Origin of the sequence: Ramlibacter sp., assembly GCF_036383835.1 — a bacterium.
Taxonomy (GTDB): domain Bacteria; phylum Pseudomonadota; class Gammaproteobacteria; order Burkholderiales; family Burkholderiaceae_C; genus Ramlibacter.
The window spans coordinates 1-18826 of sequence record NZ_DASVNN010000010.1 but is presented as its reverse complement, the minus strand read 5'-3'; the positions used below and the strand labels follow the sequence as shown (position 1 = coordinate 18826).

The 18826-nt window shown below is 71.5% G+C and carries 17 protein-coding genes; 9 read left to right on the top strand and 8 right to left on the bottom strand.

Annotated elements, in window-relative coordinates; genetic code table 11:
- Nucleotides 1–83: 83 nt before the first annotated feature.
- Complete coding sequence (locus tag VF522_RS01420; RefSeq protein ID WP_330906420.1) at nt 84–1346, top strand: SUMF1/EgtB/PvdO family nonheme iron enzyme; 1263 nt, start codon at nt 84–86, stop codon at nt 1344–1346.
- Here the strand turns inward: VF522_RS01420 and VF522_RS01415 are convergent.
- Nucleotides 1343–2611 carry a putative Na+/H+ antiporter gene (locus tag VF522_RS01415; RefSeq protein ID WP_330906419.1) on the bottom strand — a complete coding sequence of 423 codons (1269 nt, stop codon included), beginning with the start codon at nt 2609–2611 and terminating at the stop codon, nt 1343–1345. The genes VF522_RS01420 and VF522_RS01415 overlap by 4 nt on opposite strands.
- Nucleotides 2612–2747: 136 nt before the next feature.
- The gene (locus VF522_RS01410; protein WP_330906418.1) at nt 2748–3854 is read right to left on the bottom strand and encodes a substrate-binding domain-containing protein; all 1107 of its coding nucleotides are present in this window, start codon (nt 3852–3854) and stop codon (nt 2748–2750) included.
- A 97-nt stretch (nt 3855–3951) separates the two neighbouring features.
- On the opposite strand from VF522_RS01410, the gene VF522_RS01405 reads away from it, so the two are divergent.
- The 4 genes from VF522_RS01405 (at nt 3952) to VF522_RS01390 (ending at nt 7846) form a co-directional block, all read left to right on the top strand.
- Complete coding sequence (locus VF522_RS01405; protein WP_330906417.1) at nt 3952–4686, top strand: ABC transporter permease; 735 nt, start codon at nt 3952–3954, stop codon at nt 4684–4686.
- Nucleotides 4683–5381, top strand: coding sequence for a phosphate ABC transporter ATP-binding protein (locus VF522_RS01400; RefSeq protein WP_330906416.1), 699 nt, complete (start codon nt 4683–4685; stop codon nt 5379–5381). The genes VF522_RS01405 and VF522_RS01400 overlap by 4 nt, the downstream gene beginning before the upstream one ends.
- A complete protein-coding gene (locus VF522_RS01395) occupies nt 5378–6193 on the top strand; it encodes an extracellular solute-binding protein (RefSeq protein WP_330906415.1) in 816 nt (271 codons plus the stop codon). The genes VF522_RS01400 and VF522_RS01395 overlap by 4 nt, the downstream gene beginning before the upstream one ends.
- 78 nt (nt 6194–6271) lie before the next feature.
- The gene (locus VF522_RS01390; RefSeq protein ID WP_330906414.1) at nt 6272–7846 is read left to right on the top strand and encodes an MFS transporter; all 1575 of its coding nucleotides are present in this window, start codon (nt 6272–6274) and stop codon (nt 7844–7846) included.
- Here the strand turns inward: VF522_RS01390 and VF522_RS01385 are convergent.
- Both VF522_RS01385 and VF522_RS01380 read right to left on the bottom strand, forming a co-directional pair.
- Nucleotides 7761–9296, bottom strand: coding sequence for a glycine betaine ABC transporter substrate-binding protein (locus VF522_RS01385; RefSeq protein WP_330906413.1), 1536 nt, complete (start codon nt 9294–9296; stop codon nt 7761–7763). The genes VF522_RS01390 and VF522_RS01385 overlap by 86 nt on opposite strands.
- A gap of 65 nt (nt 9297–9361) precedes the next feature.
- Nucleotides 9362–9865 (bottom strand): c-type cytochrome, encoded by a 504-nt coding sequence (locus VF522_RS01380; protein WP_330906412.1) that lies wholly within the window; start codon nt 9863–9865, stop codon nt 9362–9364.
- Nucleotides 9866–10039: 174 nt separating this feature from the next.
- Here VF522_RS01380 and VF522_RS01375 point away from each other — a divergent pair, with 174 nt between their 5' ends.
- Nucleotides 10040–11155 carry an NADH:flavin oxidoreductase/NADH oxidase gene (locus tag VF522_RS01375; RefSeq protein ID WP_330906411.1) on the top strand — a complete coding sequence of 372 codons (1116 nt, stop codon included), beginning with the start codon at nt 10040–10042 and terminating at the stop codon, nt 11153–11155.
- 31 nt (nt 11156–11186) lie between these two features.
- Here VF522_RS01375 and modC read toward each other — a convergent pair whose 3' ends face one another.
- From modC to VF522_RS01355, 4 genes are all read right to left on the bottom strand, one after another.
- The gene (gene modC / locus VF522_RS01370; protein ID WP_330906410.1) at nt 11187–12272 is read right to left on the bottom strand and encodes a molybdenum ABC transporter ATP-binding protein; all 1086 of its coding nucleotides are present in this window, start codon (nt 12270–12272) and stop codon (nt 11187–11189) included.
- On the bottom strand, nt 12269–12952 hold the full coding sequence (gene modB / locus VF522_RS01365) for a molybdate ABC transporter permease subunit (protein WP_330906409.1): 684 nt from the start codon (nt 12950–12952) through the stop codon (nt 12269–12271). Before modB ends, modC begins: the two co-directional genes overlap by 4 nt.
- A 5-nt stretch (nt 12953–12957) precedes the next feature.
- Nucleotides 12958–13701 (bottom strand): molybdate ABC transporter substrate-binding protein, encoded by a 744-nt coding sequence (gene modA / locus VF522_RS01360; RefSeq protein ID WP_414709418.1) that lies wholly within the window; start codon nt 13699–13701, stop codon nt 12958–12960.
- Nucleotides 13702–13876: 175 nt separating this feature from the next.
- Complete coding sequence (locus VF522_RS01355; protein ID WP_330906407.1) at nt 13877–14989, bottom strand: helix-turn-helix domain-containing protein; 1113 nt, start codon at nt 14987–14989, stop codon at nt 13877–13879.
- A 172-nt stretch (nt 14990–15161) separates the two neighbouring features.
- Here VF522_RS01355 and VF522_RS01350 point away from each other — a divergent pair, with 172 nt between their 5' ends.
- The 3 genes from VF522_RS01350 to VF522_RS01340 all read left to right on the top strand — a co-directional run.
- Complete coding sequence (locus VF522_RS01350; protein ID WP_330906406.1) at nt 15162–15632, top strand: (2Fe-2S)-binding protein; 471 nt, start codon at nt 15162–15164, stop codon at nt 15630–15632.
- Between the two features lie 10 nt (nt 15633–15642).
- Nucleotides 15643–18027: a xanthine dehydrogenase family protein molybdopterin-binding subunit gene (locus VF522_RS01345; RefSeq protein ID WP_330906405.1), complete on the top strand. Its 2385-nt coding sequence runs from the start codon at nt 15643–15645 to the stop codon at nt 18025–18027.
- Nucleotides 18028–18043: 16 nt separating this feature from the next.
- A partial coding sequence (locus VF522_RS01340) for a xanthine dehydrogenase family protein subunit M (RefSeq protein WP_330906404.1) occupies nt 18044–18826 on the top strand: 783 nt, incomplete at its 3' end.

Here is an 18826-nt window from a genome sequence, read left to right as displayed (position 1 = left end):
GGCCGGGGGACCATCTGAAGGCGTGCTGACGCAGCCAGCGAGGGTTTTCCCGATGCCCGGCAGTGAGGCGCGAATAATAGGGCATGAACGAATTCGCTTCGCCGGGCGGCCCGGCGGTGGCCCTGGAGGCCGGGGCGCGACGGGGCAGCCGCGCGGCCCTGTCCATCGCCTTGCTGGACGCGCGCAACCACACGCTGCGCCTGCTCGATGCCTTCGAGCAGGTGCTCGGCCCGGACCTCTACCTGGAGGCGCGCGCCGAGGCCGTGCCGCCGCTCTGGACGGCGGGCCACATCGCCTGGCTCACCGAGTACTGGATCGCGCGCAACCCGCAGCGCGCGCTGGGCCTGCGGTCCGCGCCCGACGGCGTGCGCCTCGCTTCGATCGACCCGGATGCCGATGCCTGGTTCGACCCGCGGCTCGTGCCGCGCGAGGATCGCTGGTCGCTCGCCTTGCCCGAACTCGGCGTGATCAAGGGCTACCTGCTGGAAACGCTGGAGACGACCCTCGAACTGCTGGAGCATGCGGCGGAGGACGACGATGCCCTGTTCTTCTTCCGCATGGCGCTGTTCCACGAGGACTGGCGCTGCGAGGAGCTGCTGCAGCTGGCGCAGTCGGCCGGCGTGCCGATGCCGGTGCAGCTGCCGCCGGGTGCGGCGAGCCGGCCCGAACTGCTGCTGCCGGCCACGCGCGTGACGCTCGGCTGGTCCGATGCGAGCTTCGCGCTGGACGTCGAGCGCGGGCACGAGCCGGTGGCGGTGCCGGAGTTCGAGATCGACGCGCAGCCGGTGTCGTGGGCGCAGTACGTCGAGTTCATCGACGACGGCGGCTACGACCGCGAGGAGCTGTGGCACGCCGAAGGCTGGCAGTGGCTGCAGCGCGAGGCGGCGGCGGAAGGCCGGCGCGGTCCGCGCTTCGTGGAGCAGATCGGCGTGGCGAGCGGCGCGGTCCTGCAGGCCTTCTTCGGCAAGCCCACGCGCATGGGCGGCAGCCAGCCGGTGATGCACTCGAGCTGGTGGGAAGCCGATGCCTTCGCGCGCTGGGCCGGGCGGCGGCTGCCCACCGAAGCCGAGTGGGAGATCGCGGCGCTGATGGGCGCGCGCCGCGGCTTCCGCTGGGGCGAGGTGCGTGAATGGACCGCGGGCACGCTGCGGCCATTTGCCGGCTACCGTGCGGAGGCCTGGTCGGCGCTGGCCGAACTGGATCCGCAGGCGCTGTTCGGCCAGGCCCGCGTGCTGCGGGGTGCGTCGTTCGCGACGCGCGCGCGCATGAAGGACCCGCGGGCGCGGTCCTGGGCCCTGCCCGGCGGCGACGATGCCTTCGTCGGCTTTCGCACCTGCGCGATCTAGAGCAGGACGAACGCCGCAACCGCCACGAGGGTCGGCGCGAGCGCACCGAGCAGCAGGCCGCCCGCGCCGATCGACGCGTCGGCGAAGGCCGATTTGAGCAGCGTCACGCCCGCCGGATTGGGCGCGTTGGCGATCACGGTCAGGCCGCCGCCGGCCACCGCGCCGGCGACCAGGCTGACCTTCGCGGCGTCCGGGATGCCTTCGATCAGCGAACCGAGGTAGGTGAGGGCGGCGTTGTCGGTGATCGCGGTCAGCAGCGTCGCCGCGGTGAACAGCGCCCCCGGCGACAGCGATGCGACGATGGGCTGGAGCCACCACTGCTGCATCCCGCCCAGCACCACGAGTCCGGCCAGGAAGAAAGCCACCAGCAGCGCCTCGCGGATCATCAGCGGGCCCTGGTGCCGCTCGTAGGCCTGCGTGAATCCGAGGAACAGCAGGAACAGGCCGAGGAAAGCCGCCGGATGGTGGGCCAGCAGCACCACGCCGGCGAGGAATGCGAAATGCACGGCGACTACCGCGACGGGCATGCGCTTGTGCATGCCGCGGCCGTGGGCCGGGGGAGGGTGGTGCAGGTAACGCCGCAGCAGCAGCGTCACGGCGGTCGCGTTCACGAGCACCGCGATCGCCGCCTTCCAGCCGAAGGTGCGCAGCATGAAGGCGGAATCCCACTGCCAGGTGCCCGCCACCATCAGCACCGGCGGCGCGGCGAAGGAGGTCAGCGTGCCGCCGATGGAGACGTTGACGAACAGCACGCCCAGCGCGGCGTACTTCGCCCACTCCGGCATGGCCGGCCGGAACACGGTTCCCGAGAGCAGCAGCGCCGCCACGGTCATCGCGGCCGGCTCGGTGATCAGCGAGCCGGACAGCGGCAGCACGGCGAGCCCGAGCCACGCCGTCGCCATGCCGCGCGGCACCGGCAGCAGGCGCGCGAGCGCCTGCACGGCGGCCGTGACGCCGGACATGACCGGCCGCGACGCCGCGATCACCATCACGACGAACACGAACAGGGGCTCGGTGTACCGGCGCGACTCGACGTAGGCTAGCGCCGTGCCGCCGCCGGCCAGCACCGCCATGCCGAGGACGAGCACGACGGACCAGAAGCCGAACACCACTTCGACTTCGCCGAGCAGGTGGAACAGGCCGGCGTGCCGGGGGAAGCGGTGCGACAGCCGCTCGAACTGCCTGGCGGCGAAGGTGTGCAGCAGCGCCAGCGCGAACAGGAGGGCGGCGAGGAGCTGGAGGGAAGAGGGCGCGGTGGCTGTCATGGGCGTGGCAGGTCCGCGAGGCGGCCCGACCATTCGCACGACCTGCCCGCGCACCGTGCGGCGGACACCCGGGGGGCAGTCTAAAGGAGTTCGTGGCGGGTCATGGTGGGCAAGCCGAGCTTGCCCACCATGCCGCTCACGCCCGCTGCACGCTCTTCTTGGGCGGCAACTCCCACCACGGCAACTGCTCCGTGAGGCTCAACACCTCCCCACTGCGCCACGGCTGGTATCCCGGCAGCGCGGCGAGCTGCCCCTGCCAGTCCGCGTCCTGCAGCACCTGCCGCAAGGTGGCGATCGGCGGCAGCTCCAGCGCGTCCTTCAGGCACACGAGGAAGTAGTGCTCCTGCAGCAGCGGGACGAAATCCAGGCCGCGGGCGCGCGCGGCCGCTTCGATGCCGAGTCCGCAGTCCGCATCGCCCGCCGCGATCGCCTGCGCCACCGCGGCGTGCGAGGACTCGACGCTGTCGTAACCGTTCAGGTGTTGCGGCCCGAGCCCGTCGCGTGCGAGCAGTTCGTCGCACAGCAAGCGCGTGCCGCTGCCCAGCGCCCGATTGACGAAGCGCGCCCCCCGCAGCGCCGCGTCGCGCAGAGACTGCAGTCCCATCGGGTTGCCGGCGGCGACGAGCAGCCCCTGGCTGCGTTCGGCGAAGCCGATCAGCTTGTGCTGCCCGGGCTGCAGCAGCGGCTGGTAGGCGCGCTGCGTGTGCGAGCCCAGGCCCGGCTGCAGCGAGCTGTGGAAGCCCGCGAGCAGGCAGCGGCCTTCGTTGAGCGCCGCGATCGCATCGACGCTGCCGCAAAAGCGCACGTCGAGGTGCAGCCGCGCCTGTTCCACCGTGCGCGCGCGCAGCAGCGACAGGCCGTCGTCGTGGCTCGCGAAGAGCGTGAGCACCTGCGCCTGGTCGTCGAAGGCCACGGCGAAAGCGCGTTCGAGGTCCGCGTGCAGCGCCTCGATCTGCGGCGCGAGCCGCGCCTGCGCCTGGCGCTCGGCCCACAGCAGTTTCTCGCCGAAGGGCGAGAGGCGCGCGCGCTGGCCCTTTTCCCACTGGATCAGGGGATGGCCGAGGTCCGCCTCCCAGCGTTTCAGCTCGCCCCAGACGTGCCGGTAGGACAGGCCCAGCGCCTTGGCCGCGCCGGAGATCGAGCCCTGTTCCTGCACCGCATGCAGCAGGTCCATCAGCGCATTGCGGATCCAGCCCCCCGACTTCCGGGCGGCGAAGGCATACGAAAGCTCCACCTTGCGCATGCCCGCATTGTCGGCGAGTTCGGGGCCTATGCAGCAGCCTTCATAGCTCGCAAGCACCGAGGGCGGCCGCTCGTGTGAATGCTTAGCATCGCAGGCGATGAACACCTTCTCGGAAAGCGTGCAGCGCGCCTTCGCCCTGATCGGCGGGGCCGATCCGCTGCTGCTGTCCATCGTCGGGCGTTCGCTGGCCGTCAGCGGAACCGCCTGCGTCGCCGCCTGCGGCGCGGGCATCGTGCTGGGCGCCTGGCTGGGCGTGGCGCGCTTCCGCTGGCGCGGGGCGCTGATCACGGTACTGAACACCTCGCTCGCCATTCCTTCGGTGGTGGTGGGCCTGGTGGTGTACCTGCTGCTTTCGCGCTCCGGGCCGCTCGGATTCCTCGGCTGGCTGTTCTCCTTCCAGGCCATGGTCGTCGCGCAGGTGCTGCTGGTGCTGCCGGTGTGCACCGCGCTGACGCGCCAGGTGGTGGAAGACGCCGAGCGCGCCAACGGCGAGCAGCTGCAGTCGCTCGGCGCGAACGGCATGCTGCGCAGCCTGCTGCTCGCCTTCGACGAGCGCTACGCGCTGCTCACGGTGCTGCTCGCCTGCTTCGGCCGCGCGATCTCGGAAGTGGGTGCCGTGATGATCGTGGGCGGCAACATCGACGGCTTCACCCGCGTGATGACCACCGCCATCGCGCTGGAGACCAGCAAGGGCGACCTGCCGCTGGCGCTGGCACTGGGCATCGTGCTGCTCGGGGTGGTGCTGGCGCTCAATGCGCTGATCGCAGGGGTGGCGCGCTGGCGCGGCGCGCGCACCGAGGGCCTGGGTTCCTGGCAAGGGGCTGCGGCATGAGTGGCTGGGTTCAATTGAAGGGTGTCGACCTGCACTACGGGCCGGTGCCGGCGCTGCGCGGCATCGATCTGCGCATCGCCGGGGGCGAGCGCGTCGCGCTGATCGGCGCCAACGGCTGCGGCAAGAGCACGCTGCTGCGGGTGCTGCACGGCCTGTTGCGGCCGAATGCCGGCACGGTGCTGCGCGACCGCGCGATGCGGCAGGCGATGGTCTTCCAGCGGCCCTTCGCCCTGCGCGCCACGGCGCTGACCAACGTGGCCCTGGGGCTTTGGCTGCGCGGCAAGCGCTGGCGCGACGCGAAGGAAGAGGCGCTGCTGGCGCTGGGACGCGTCGGCCTCGGCGGCCAGTCGCTGCGCAATGCGCGCACGCTGTCCGGCGGCCAGTTGCAGCGGCTGGCGATGGCGCGCGCCTGGGCGCTCCAGCCGCATGTGCTGCTGCTCGACGAACCCACCGCCAGCCTGGATCCGCATGCCAAGCGCGAGGTCGAGACGCTGATGGCCGACTTCGCGGCGAGCGGCATGACGCTCGTGTTCGCCAGCCACAACCTCGGGCAAGTGAAGCGCCTGGCCACCCGCGTCGTCTACATGGAGCAGGGCCGCGTGCTGGCGGACCTGCCGGTGCAGCAGTTTTTCGGCGGCCCGCTGGGGGAGACCTCGCGCGAGGCCGAGTTGTTCGTCAAGGGAGAGTTGGGATGAAGTCCACGCGCCGCGCACTCGTCGCCGCCGCATTTGCATTCGCCGCGGCGGGTTCCGCCTGGGCCCAGGCCAGCATCACGATGGCGTCGACCACGTCGACGGAGCAGTCGGGCCTGTTCGGCCACCTGCTGCCCGAGTTCGCGAAGGCCACCGGCATCACCGTGAAGGTGGTGGCGGTGGGCACCGGCCAGGCGATCGACATGGCCCGCCGCGGCGACGCCGACGTGCTGTTCGTGCACGACCGTGCCGCGGAGGAGAAGTTCGTCGCGGAAGGCTTCGCGCCGCGCCGCTACCCCGTGATGTACAACGACTTCGTGCTGGTCGGCCCGGTCGCGGACCCGGCGAAGGTGAAGGGCAGCGACATCGTCGGAGCGCTGAAGAAGGTCTCGGCGGCGAACGCACCCTTCATCTCGCGCGGCGACAAGAGCGGCACGCACGCGGCGGAACTGCGCTACTGGACGCAGGCGGGCCTGGCGAACGCCAAGGGCGGCGGCTACAAGGAGTGCGGCTGCGGCATGGGACCGGCGCTCAACATCGGCGCGTCCAGCGGCGCTTACGTGCTCGCCGACCGCGGCACCTGGCTCAGCTTCAGGAACCGGGGTGACCTGCAGGTGCTGGTCGAAGGCGATCGCCGCCTGTTCAACCAGTACGGCGTGATGATCGTGAGCCCGCGGAAGCATCCGCACGTGAAGGCGGCCGAGGCGCAGAAGTTCGTCGACTGGGTGACTTCGCCGGCCGGCCAGCAGGCGATCGCCGCGTACAGGATCGAGGGCCAGCAGCTCTTCTTCCCCAACGCCGGCACGCCGAACTGAAGCCGCTGCGCCGCGCGTCGGCCCGGCAGTGGCGCAAGCCGCCGAAGCGCTGCACACTCCGGCCGCAAGACCGCGGCCATGACCCTCACCTCCCGCTTCCCCTGCGACGATGCGCCGCGCAACGGTGTACAGGCGACCGACTGCGGCCCGGCGCAGAAGCGCTGGGTGCTGGCGGCGGCCATCCTCGGCTCCAGCCTGGCCTTCGTCGACGGCACCGTGGTGAACGTCGCGCTGCCGGCGATCCAGCGCGGCCTGCAGGCCACCGTGTACCAGGCGCAGTGGGTGATCGAGTCGTACGCGCTGCTGCTCGCGGCGCTGCTGCTGGTGGGCGGCGCGCTCGGCGACCGCTATGGGCGTCGCCGCATCTTCCTCGTCGGCGTGGTGGTCTTCGCCGTGGCCTCCGTCGCCTGCGCGCTGTCGCGCACCGTGCAGCAACTGGTGGCGGCGCGCGCGGTGCAAGGCGTCGGCGCGGCGCTGCTGGTGCCGGGCAGCCTCGCCCTGATCAGCGCCACTTTTCCCGAGAAGGAACGCGGCCGCGCCTTCGGCACCTGGGCGGCATTCAGCGGCATCACGTCCGCGGTGGGTCCGCTGCTGGGGGGCTACCTGGTCGACAAGTTCTCCTGGTCCTGGGCTTTCGCCGTGAACGTGCCGCTCGCCGCCATCGTGATGGCGATCGCCTGGAAGCACGTCCCCGAAAGCCGGCGCGAAGGCACGGCGCCCGCGCTCGACGTGCCCGGCGCGGTGCTTGCCACGGTGGGGCTCGCGGGCCTGGTGTTCTTCTTCATCGAGGCGCCGGCGCAGGGCTGGGGCGCGCCGGCCGTGCTCGCCGCGCTCGCCACCGGCGTGGCGTCGCTGGGGGGCTTCCTCTTCGTCGAGCGCAAGCGGGCCTCGCCGATGCTGCCGCTGGCGCTGCTGCGCCGCCGCAGCTTCGCGGGCGCCAACCTGCTGACGCTGTTGCTGTATGCCGCGCTCGGCGGCGGCCTGTTCTTCCTGCCGCTCAACCTCGTGCAGGTGCAGGGCCTGTCGGCGACGGCCGCCGGTGCGGCGCTGCTGCCTTTCGTGCTGGTGATGTTCGTGCTCTCGCGCTGGGCGGGCGGACTGGTGGACCGGCGCGGCGCCCGCCTGCCGCTGGTCGCCGGCCCGCTGATCGCGGGGGCCGGCTTCGCGCTGCTGGCGTTGCCCGGCACGGGCGCGAGCTACTGGAGCGGCTTCCTCCCCGGCATCGCGGTGCTGGGCCTGGGCATGGCGATCGCGGTGGCGCCGCTGACCACCACCGTGATGAACTCGGTGCAGCCGCAGGACGCGGGCATCGCCTCGGGCGTGAACAACGCCTTCTCGCGCGTCGCCGGCGTGCTGGGCATCGCGGTGTTCGGCGCGCTGATGGCGGCGGCCTTCGAGCCGCGCCTGCGCGCCGGGCTCGCGGGCCTGCCCGCCGACGCGGTCGCCGCGATCTGGAATCAACGCGACAGGCTCGCCGCCATCGAGGTGCCGCCCGCGATGGGCGCGCAGGCCGCCGAGGTGGTGCGCGACGCGGTGCAGCAGGCCTTCGTGCGCGGCTACCGCTGGATCATGGTGGCGAGCGCGGTCCTGGCGCTGGCGAGCGCCGCGGTCGGCGCAGCCACCGCTCCAGGACGTCGAACACCCACTGCGTGACGAGCGCCAGCAGCGCCGCCGGCACGGCGCCGGCCAGCATGTAGGCGGTGTCGTTGACCGCGAGGCCCGCCACGATGCGCTCGCCGAGTCCGCCGGCGCCGATGAAGGTGGCGACGGTGGCCACGCCCACGTTCAGCACCGCGGCGGTCTTGATGCCGGCGAAGATCGTCGGGCCCGCCAGCGGCAGTTCGATCGTTCGCAGCACCTGGCCGTCGCGCAGGCCGAGGGCGAGTCCCGCCTGCCGCATGCCTTCGGGCAGCGAGACGAGCCCGGCATGCGTGTTGCGCACGATGGGCAGCAGCGCATAGAGCGACAGCGCCAGCAGCGCCGGCACGAAGCCGATGGTGCCGACGATGGCGATCAGGAAGGCCAGCAGCGCCAGCGAAGGGATGGTCTGCGCCATGCCGACGAGCGCCATCAGAACCGCGCCGAGCCGCGGCCGGCGCTGCGCCAGCACGCCCAGCGGGATGCCGATCGCCGCGGCGATCGCCAGCGAGGTGAACACCAGCGCGAGGTGCTCGCGCAGCAGCCGCGGCAGGTCCGGCGCTAGCAGGCGCTGCATGAAGCTCGATCGCCCCGCGGACGAAGCCGCGGGTGTGGGCGCCGCGGCCGTCCGGCTGCGCGCCAGGAACTCGCCGGCCACGTCGTCGAACTTGCGGCCGTCGATCTCCACGGCGGCGTTCATCGCCTGCATGGCGGTATCGTCGATGCGGCCGGCCAGCGCCGCGGCCAGCGGCGCTTCGTCGACGCCACTGCGCATCAGCAGCACGGCGTCGTAGCGCGGGAAGAAGGCGCGGTCGTCGCGCAGCACGCGCAGCTTCAGGCGCGGGATCTGGGCATCGGTCGTGTAGGCGTCGACGATGTCGACCTGGCCGCGCGCGAGGGCCTGGTAGGCCAGGCCATGGTCGAGGCCGCTGCCTGGCTGGAAGGGCAGCGCATAGGCGCGCTGCAGTGCCGGCCAGCCGTCGGCGCGCACCAGGAATTCGTGCGACAGCCCGAAGCGCAGCGGCGCCTTGCTGCGCGCGAGGTCCGAGAGCGAGGCGATGCCCAGCCGCGCCGCGTCGTCCTCGCGCATCGCCAGCGCGTAGCTGTTGTTGAAGCCGAGCGGCACCGCGGCCTTGAGCCCGCGCGGCGCCAGCCAGGCGTTGAGCTCCGGCAGCGAAGGCGAACCTTCCTTCTTCAGCAGCTCGCGCACGATGGTGCCGGTGTACTCGGGATAGAGGTCGATGCCGCCGGTGGCGAGCGCCTGCTTCATCACGGCGGTGTTGCCCAGTCCCTGGCGGTGCACCGCGGCCACGCCGGCGTCGGCCAGCGCGTGGCGCGCGAGTTCGCCGAGGATGTAGCTTTCCGTGAAACGCTTGGAGCCGACCACCAGTTCCTTCGCGCCGGCGCTGGAGAGCGCCAGCGCGCAGGCGAGGGGCAGCAGGATGCGCAGCAGGCGAGGGCTCATCGGCGCAGTATCGGCGAAGCCGCGCCGGCCGCGCGCCCGCGCGGCCTCTGCCAGGACGAAAGGGCTCAGCGCGCCTGGCTGACCATGTAGTCGACGGCCGCGCGCACGTCCGGATCGGGCAGCGCGGTGTTGCCGCCCTTGGGCGGCATGGTGCCCTTCTTGCCGGTGAAGCCGTTGAGGGCGTGCTGGTACAGCGTGTCGTTGCCCTGCGCGACGCGCGGGCCCCAGTCCGCCTTGTCGCCCAGCTTGGGCGCACCGGCCACGCCGGCGCCGTGGCAGGCGACGCAGGTGGTCGAATAGACGCCCTGGCCGGCCTGCGCGGAATTGCCCGCGGCCCCGCCGGCGGCCATCGCGGTGCCGGAAGGGCTCGGCGTGGGGGCCGCGCCCGCGCTGCCGGTGGACGGCGTCGTCGGGCCGGGGCTGCCGGGGCTGGCCGCGCCGGTGGAGGGCGAGGTCGTGCTGCTGGTGGTGGTGCTGGTGGAAGAGGACGACCGGCTTTCGTCGCTCTTGCCGCAGGCGACGAGGGCGGCGGCCAGCACCAGCGCGAGCGGAAGGGTGGGCTTGTTCATGGAGTGTGTGTCCGCACGGAGGGGGACCTCATCATCCGCAGGCGCTGCCGCGGTGGCCGTAGGACGAGGGGGGCGCGGCTGTCGGACGGCCTTGAAGAGTGCGCATCGCCAGCCCGCCGCAAGACAGGGCCGCGCCGCCTGAGTTAGCCTTGCTGTCCGACAACGGAGACCGCCATGAGCCGCCTGTTCGAGCCCTGGTCCCTCGGCGAGCTGAAGCTCGCCAACCGCATCGTCATCGCCCCCATGTGCCAGTACTCGGCGCACGAGGGATCGCCGGGCGACTGGCACATGATGCATCTCGGCCAGCTCGCCATTTCCGGCGCGGGCCTGCTGATCGTCGAGGCGACGGCCGTGTCGGCCGAAGGACGCATCTCGCCCGCCGACCTCGGCCTGTACTCGCAGGCGAACGAGGACGCGCTGCGCCGCGTGCTCGACGCGGTGCGCGGCTATTCGCCCATCGCCTTCGCCGTCCAGCTCTCGCACGCCGGCCGCAAGGCGTCCAGCCACGCGCCCTGGGAGGGCGGGGCGCAGATCCATCCGAACGAGCCCGGCGGCTGGAAGACCCTGGCGCCGAGCAACGTGCCGCATTCCGACGGCGAGGAGCCGCCGCTGGCGCTGGACCGTGCGGGCCTGCGCAAGGTGCGCGAAGACTTCGTGGCGGCGGCGAAGCGGGCGGCCCGCCTCGGCTTCGACGGCATCGAGCTCCACGGCGCGCACGGCTACCTGCTGCACCAGTTCCTGTCGCCGCTCGCCAACTTCCGCGACGACGAATACGGCGGCAGCCTGGAGAACCGCATGCGCTTTCCGCTGGAAGTGTTCGATGCGGTGCGCGAGGCGTTCCCGGCGGAGCGTCCGGTCTGGATGCGGATCTCGGCGACCGACTGGGTCCCGGACGGCTGGGACATCGAAGGCACCGTCGCCTTGTCGCAGGCCCTGAAGGCGCGCGGCTGCGCGGGCATCCACGTCACCACCGGCGGCGTGTCGCCGCAGCAGGCGATCAAGCTCGGGCCCGGCTACCAGGTGCCGTATGCGCAGCGCGTGAAGGCGGAAGTCGGCCTGCCCACCCTCGCGGTGGGGCTGATCACCGAGCCGGAACAGGCCGAGGCCATCGTCGCGGCCGGCGAGGCGGATGCCGTGTCGCTCGCGCGGGCGATGCTGTACGACCCGCGCTGGCCCTGGCATGCGGCGGCGAAGCTGGGCGCCCAGGTGCACGCACCGAAGCAGTACTGGCGCTCGCAGCCGCGGCAGTTCAAGGACCTGTTCGAAGGGTCACGGCACGGGCAGCGATAGGGAGTGGTGGGCAAGCAGGAGCTTGCCCACCCTACGCCACCAGCGCGGCCGACTTGATCTGCGCCCAGACGGGGCTGCCGGGTTGCAGGCCCAGCGTGTCGACCGCCCGCGCGGTGATGCGGGCCAGCAGCAGCGAATCGCCGCAGGCCAGTTGCACGAGGGACTGCGAGGGATGCGCGCCGGGGGCGATCGTGCGCACGATGCAGGGGAGCACGTTCTGGATGCTGCTGCGCTCCGGCGGCACCAGGGCGAGGCTCACGTCGCGCGCCAGCACGCGCACCCGCACGGCGTCGCCGGGTGCCAGCCCGGGATCGGCGATCCACAGCGTGCCGCCGTCGAAGCGCACCTGCGCGAGCTTCCAGCGTGCGTCCTTCTGCGCCACCGAGGCCTGCAGCAGTGCGCCCGCTTCCTCGCCGGGCAGCGCGGGCAGGTCGACGCGCGCCAGCGTTTCGGCCAGCGGGCCCGAAGCGCGCACCCGGCCTTCGTCCAGCAGCACGAGGTGGTCGGCGAGCCGCGCGACTTCGTCGGCGGAGTGGGTGACGTACAGCATCGGGATGCGCAGTTCGTCGCGCAGGCGCTCGAGCCAGGGCAGGATCTCCTGCCGGCGCGCGACGTCGACGGCCGCGAGCGGTTCGTCCAGCAACAGGATGCGCGGCTGCGTCGCGAGCGCCCGCGCGATCGCCACCCGCTGGCGCTCGCCGCCGGACAGCTGGTGCGGCCGCCGATCCAGCAGGTGGCCGATGCCCAGCAGCCGCAGCAAGCCTTCGACCTCGATGCCCTGGCCCGCATCGCGCACCCGCCGCTGCCCGAAGGCGATGTTGCGCCGCACGTCGAGGTGGTCGAACAGGCTCGCCTCCTGGAACACGTAGCCGAGCGGCCGCCGCCACGCGGGCAGGAACACGCCCGCGGCGCTGTCCTGCCAGACCTGGCCGGTCACGGCGATGCGCGCATCGGGCGCACGTTCCAGTCCCGCCACGCAGCGCAGCAGCGTCGTCTTGCCGGAGCCGGAGGGGCCGAACACCGCGCTGATGCCGCGCGCGGGCAACTCCAGGTCGGTCTCCAGCAGGAAGCCGGGACGCGGCAGCCGCACGCGCAGGACGATGGCTTCCTCGCTCATCCGAGCACCCGCGTGCTGCGCCGGTTCAGGCGCGCCAGCGCCAGCAGCACCGCGAAGGAGAACACCAGCATGCCGGCCGAGAGCCAATGCGCATGCACGTAGTCGAGGGCCTCGACGTGCCCGTAGATCTGGGTGGAGACCACGCGCGTGCGCTCGGGGATGTTGCCGCCGATCATCAGCACCACGCCGAACTCGCCGACGGTGTGGGCGAAGCTGAGGACGGCCGCCTGCACGATGCCGCCGCGCGCGAGCGGCAGCACCACGTGGAAGAAGCTGTCCAGCGGGCTGGCGCGCAGCGTCGCCGCCGCTTCCAGCGGCCGCCGTCCCACTGCCTCGAAGGCGTTCTGCAGCGGCTGCACGGCGAAGGGCAGCGAGTAGAGGATCGATCCGAGCAGCAGGCCGCCGAAGGTGAAGGGCAGCAGCCCGACGCCCAGCGCCTGCGTGAGCTGGCCGCCCCAGCCGCGCGGCCCGAAGGCGACCAGCAGGTAGAAACCGAGCACGGTGGGCGGCAGCACCAGGGGCAGGGCGACGAAGGCGGAGACCGGGCCGCGCCAGCGCGAGCGCGTCTGCGCCAGCCACCAGGCCAGCGGCGTCGACAGCAGCAGGAGCAGCAGCGTCGCCGCCGCCGCGAGCTTGAACGTGAGCCAGATTGCCTGCAGGTCGCTGGCGCTGAATGGCATCGGCGTCAGACTGCGTAGCCGGCGCGGCGCAGGATGGCCCGGGCCGCGTTGCCACGCATGTACTGCAGGAAGGCCTGGGCGGCCGCGTTGCCGGCGCCGGGTTTCAGCAGCAGGGCGTCCTGCCGGATCGGCGGATAGAGATTGCCGGGGACCACCCAGCCGGAGCCGCGCACGATGCGGCCGTCTTCCGCCACCTGCGAAAGCGCGACGAAGCCGAGCGAGGCGTTGCCGCTGGCGACGAACTGGTAGGCCTGGCCGACGCTCTCGCCCATCACGATGTGCGGCTGCCACGCCGCGTGCACGCCCATCTTCTTCAGCACGGCGATCGCGGCCGCTCCGTAGGGCGCCAGCCGCGGATCGGCCAGCGCGAGGCGGCCGCGCGGCGGCTGGCGCAGCACGTCTCCGCGGCGGTCGACCGTGCCTTCCTGCGGGCTCCACAACACGAGCCGGCCGATGGCGTACGTGAATCGGCTGCGGGGCACGCCGTGCCCTTCGGCCTCGAGCCTGCGCGGCGTGTCCTCGTCGGCCGCCAGCAGCACCTCGAAGGGCGCGCCGTGGACGATCTGCGCATGGAACTTGCCGGTGGAACCGAGCGCCACGACGGCGCGGTGGCCGGTGTCGCGCGCGAAGGCCGCGGCGATCTTCTGGATCGCAGGTCCGAGGTTGGCGGCGGCGGCGACCTGCACCTCGCCGGCCCGCGCGGCGCAGGCGGCGAGCAGCAGGAGGAGGGCGAGGAGGGCGCGCGGCATGGTCGGGCTGGGCAACAGTCGCCGAGTATAGGAAGGAACAGCCAACAGCCAACTACCAACAACCGGACGCAGAAGACGCAAAAGTTTCGCAGAGAACGCAGAAGGAACTTCCAATGAATTCTTTTGCGTCTTCTGCGGAACCTTTGCGTCTTCTGCGTCCGGATGTTCCGGCTGTTCAGCGCCCCGGCGGCTTCTGCGACAGCTTGCGGTACACGGTGGCGCGGCTGATGCCCAGCGACCGCGCCGCTTCCATCACGTTGCCGCGCGCGTCGCTCACCGCCTTGCGGATCAGGGCGATCTCCACGTCGCGCAGCGGCAGCCGCGAGCCGGCCATGCGTGCGTCGCCGGCCGGCTGCGCCAGCGCCGACAGGCGCAGGCCCGACCACAGGGGCAGCTCCACCGGCACCTGCTCGCCGCCGCGCGCCAGGTCGAACAGCGGCTCCCACGGTTGCGCGAACAGTTCGCTGCAATGGATCGGACCCTGCACCGCACCGGCAAGCCCGGCCACCATCTGCCGGGCCGCGCCGTTGCTGCCGGTCACCCAGCCGTCGCCGTCGAGGCAGAGCAGGCCGTCGTCGTCGTCGCCGAGCAACCGGCCGGGCCAGTTCAGGCGCAGCACGATGCGATGCGGACGCGACAGCGTCAGCGCATTTTCGATGCTGCGCGCGGACTGCGTCACCAGGTGCTTCAGCTCCGGCCTCTCGGCCGCGTCGATGCCGGTGAGGTCCAGCATGCCGACGCAATCGCCGTCGGGTCCGAACAGCGGCGCGCCGGCGCAGCTGTAGCAACTCGTGTTCTCGAAGAAATGTTCGCCCCGGTGCAGCCACACCGGCTGCAGCTCGGTGAGCGCGGCGCCGATCGCGGTGGTGCCCACGCTGCGCTCCGACAGGTCGACGCCGATGCGCGTGACGATGGTGGCGCGCGGATCGTTGCGGTCGATGGGACCGTGCGCATCCACCACCACGCCGTCCTGGTTGGTGAGGATGGCGAAGTAGCGGGTGCTGGCGATCGCGCGGCCGAGCTGTTCGAGCACCGGGCGCGCCGCGGCGACGAGCGTGTGGTTCTCATCCTGCACGCGCCTGAGCTGCTGCGCGGGGATGACGTCGAAGCCCACGGGGTCCTGCGGCCGCCGGCCGCTTTGCAGGCAGCGGCGCCACGAGCGTTCGATCCAGGCGCCCTCGTACCAGCCATGGATGAGCATGTCGGTCATCGAGCGGCCTTCGTCCATCACGGCGTGGCGCGCGCGCTCGATCTGCAACAGCCTGTCGCCCGCTCCTGGCACGTTCATGCAATGCGCTCCTCTCGTCTGACGCCCGCGGCGCCGGAATGCTGCTCGGCCGCTCATTGTTCCATTTTGAGAATTTCCCGCTACTCCCTGGGCAACCTAGGGTTTCGCCTAGGGAGGGTGCGGGGGCCGAATTCAACAATGACCGCCCGAGACCCTACCGGAGGCACGAGACATGCTGGTTCAACTCAAGGTCAACGGCAAGGCGTCGTCCGTCGACGTCGCGCCCAACACACTGCTGGTCACGGCGATCCGCGAAAACCTGCGCCTCACCGGTACGCACGTCGGCTGCGACACGGCCCAGTGCGGCGCCTGCACGGTGCTGGTCGACGGGCGCGCCATCAAGTCGTGCAACACGCTCGCGGTGCAGCACCCCGGCGCCGAGATCACCACCATCGAAGGGCTGGCGGCGGCGGACGGCACGATGCATCCGATGCAGGCGGCCTTCAAGGAGTGCCACGGCCTGCAATGCGGCTTCTGCACGCCCGGCATGGTCATGAGCTCGCTCGACCTGTGCCGGCGCCATCCCAACGCCGGCGAGCAGGAGATCCGCGAACAGCTGGAAGGCAACCTGTGCCGCTGCACGGGCTACCAGAACATCGTGAAGGCCGTGCAGCAGGGCATGGCTGCCATGGCCAAGGGCTGAGGAGAGCGTCATGGGTGCCAACGAGAATTTCGCCAAGCTGCCCCACATCGGCGAAGCGGTCCGCCGCAAGGAGGACTACCGCTTCCTCACCGGCAGCGGCCAGTACACCGACGACGTCAATCTGCCGAACCAGCGCTGCGCCGTGTTCGTGCGTTCGCCGCATGCGCATGCGGCCATCCGCGGCATCGACATCTCGCGAGCGGAGTCCATGCCCGGCGTGGTGAAGGTCTTCACCGGGCAGGACCTCGCCGGCAAGGTCAACGGCCTGCCCTGCGGCTGGCTGATCACCAGCACCGACGGCACGCCGATGAAGGAGCCGCCCCATCCGGTGCTGGCGCAGGGCAAGGTGCGCTACGTCGGCGACCACGTCGCGATGGTCGTGGCCGACACGGTGCAGAACGCGCGCAATGCCGCCGAAGCCGTGGAAGTCGACTACGACGTGCTGCCGGCGGTGGTGGACGTGCGCGATGCGGCGGCGGGCCAGGGCCCCGCGCTGCACGACCTCTCGCCCGACAACCGCTGCTACAAGTGGGCGATCGGCGACAAGGCGCAGGTGGACGCGGTGTTCGCCAAGGCCGCGCACGTCTCGAAGATCGACCTGAGGAACAACCGCCTGATCCCCAACGCGATCGAGCCGCGTTCGGCCATCGGTTCCTACAACCGCGCCAACGACGAATACACGCTCTACGTCGCCAACCAGAACCCGCACGTGGAGCGCCTGCTGATGACGGCCTTCGTGCTGGGCCTGCCCGAGCACAAGGTGCGCGTGATCGCGCCCGACGTCGGCGGCGGCTTCGGCTCCAAGATCTTCCTGTACGCGGAAGACGTGGCGTTGACCTGGGCGGCCAGGCAGCTCAATTGCGCCATCAAGTGGACGGCTGAGCGCAGCGAATCCTTCCTGTCCGACGCCCACGGCCGCGACCACGTGACGCATGCCGAGATGGCGATGGACAGCCAGGGCAAGTTCCTGGCGCTGCGCGTGCACACCGACGCCAACCTGGGCGCCTACCTCTCGACCTTTTCGACGGCGGTGCCGACCATCCTGTACGCCACGCTGCTGGCGGGCCAGTACACCACGCCGCAGATCTACGTGGAAGTGGACGCCTGGTTCACCAACACCGCGCCCGTGGACGCCTATCGCGGCGCCGGCCGGCCCGAGGCGACGTACCTGCTGGAGCGCCTGGTCACGCGCTGTGCCTGGGACATGGGCCTGCCGCAGGACGAGATCCGCGAACGCAACTTCATCGGCAGCTTCCCGTACCAGACGCCGGTGGCCTTGCAGTACGACACGGGCGACTACCACGGCGCGCTGTTCAAGGCGAACGCGCTGGCCGACGTGAAGGGCTTCGGGCAGCGCCGCAAGGCCAGCGAAGCGAAGGGGCTCAGGCGCGGCATCGGCTACAGCAGCTACATCGAGGCCTGCGGCATCGCGCCGTCGAACATCGCGGGTGCGCTCGGTGCGCGCGCCGGCCTGTTCGAGTGCGGCGAGATCCGCGTGCACCCGACCGGCAGCGTCACGGTGTTCACCGGCTCGCACAGCCACGGCCAGGGCCACGAGACGACCTTCGCGCAGGTGGTGGCCGCGCGCCTGGGCATCCCGGTGGAGAACGTCGACGTCGTGCACGGCGACACCGGCCGCGTGCCCTTCGGCATGGGCACCTACGGTTCGCGCTCGATCAGCGTCGGCGGCGCGGCGATCATGAAGGCCCTCGACAAGATCGAGACCAAGGCGAAGAAGATCGCGGCGCACCTGATGGAGTCCGGCGAGGGCGACGTCGAGTTCAGCAACGGCGAGTTCCGCGTCAAGGGCACCGACAAGAAGGTGACCTTCGGCCAGGTGGCGCTGACGGCCTACGTGCCGCACAACTACCCGCTGGACAAGCTGGAGCCGGGCCTCAACGAGACGGCCTTCTACGACCCGACCAACTTCACCTTCCCGGCCGGCACCTACATCTGCGAAGTGGAGGTCGATCCGGCCACGGGGCAGACGCGCATCGACCGCTTCACCGCGGTGGACGACTTCGGCACCATCATCAACCCGATGATCGTCGAGGGCCAGGTGCACGGCGGGCTGGTGCAGGGCATCGGCCAGGCGCTGCTGGAAAACTGCGTGTACGACCGCGAAAGCGGCCAGCTGCTCACGGGGTCCTTCATGGACTACGCGATGCCGCGCGCCGACGACCTGCCGAAGTTCACGCTGGACACGGTGTGCACCCCCTGCACCCACAACCCGCTGGGCACCAAGGGCTGCGGCGAGGCGGGCGCGATCGGATCGCCGCCGGCCGTGATCAACGCCGTGCTCGACGCGCTGCAGGACCTCGGCGTGCGCGACCTCGACATGCCCGCCTCGCCGGCGCGGGTGTGGGAGGCGATCCAGGCCGCCAGGCAGCCCTGAGGAAGGAGACAGAACCATGTACGCATTCGATTTCCAACGTCCTTCTTCGGTCGCCGACGCGACGCGCGCGGCCCAGGCCGGCGGCGCCAAGCTGCTCGCCGGCGGCCAGACCCTGCTGGCCTCGATGAAGCTGCGGCTCGCCAATCCCGAAGTGCTCGTCGACCTGGGCGGCATCCCCGAGCTGGCGGGCATCCGGCGCGAAGGCAACGCCCTCGTGATCGGCGCCATGACGCGGCATGCCGACGTCGCCGCCAGCAAGGAGGTGCAGTCGGCGATCCCGGCGCTGGCCGAACTGGCCGGCGGCATCGGCGACCGGCAGGTCCGCGCGATGGGCACCATCGGCGGCTCGGTGGCGAACAACGATCCGGCGGCCTGCTATCCGGCCGGTGTGCTGGCGCTGAACGCGACGGTCCAGACGACCACGCGCAAGATCGCGGCCGACGACTTCTTCCAGGGCCTGTTCGCCACGGCGCTGGAGGAGGGCGAGCTGATCACGGCGGTGAGCTTCCCGGTCGCCAGGCGCGCGGCCTACATCAAGTTCAAGCAGCCGGCTTCGCGCTTCGCGCTGATCGGCGTGTGCGTGGCGCAGACCGACAGCGGCGTGCGCGTGGCGGTCACGGGCGGCGGCAGCGGCGTGTTCCGCCATGCCGGCCTGGAGCAGGCGCTCGCGAAGAACTTCACGCCCGAAGCCGCGGCCGCGGTGAAGGTGGATGCGGGCGAGCTCTCGGGCGACCTGCATGCGAGCGCGGCGTATCGGGCGAACCTGGTCTCGGTGCTGACGCAGCGGGCCGTGGCGAAG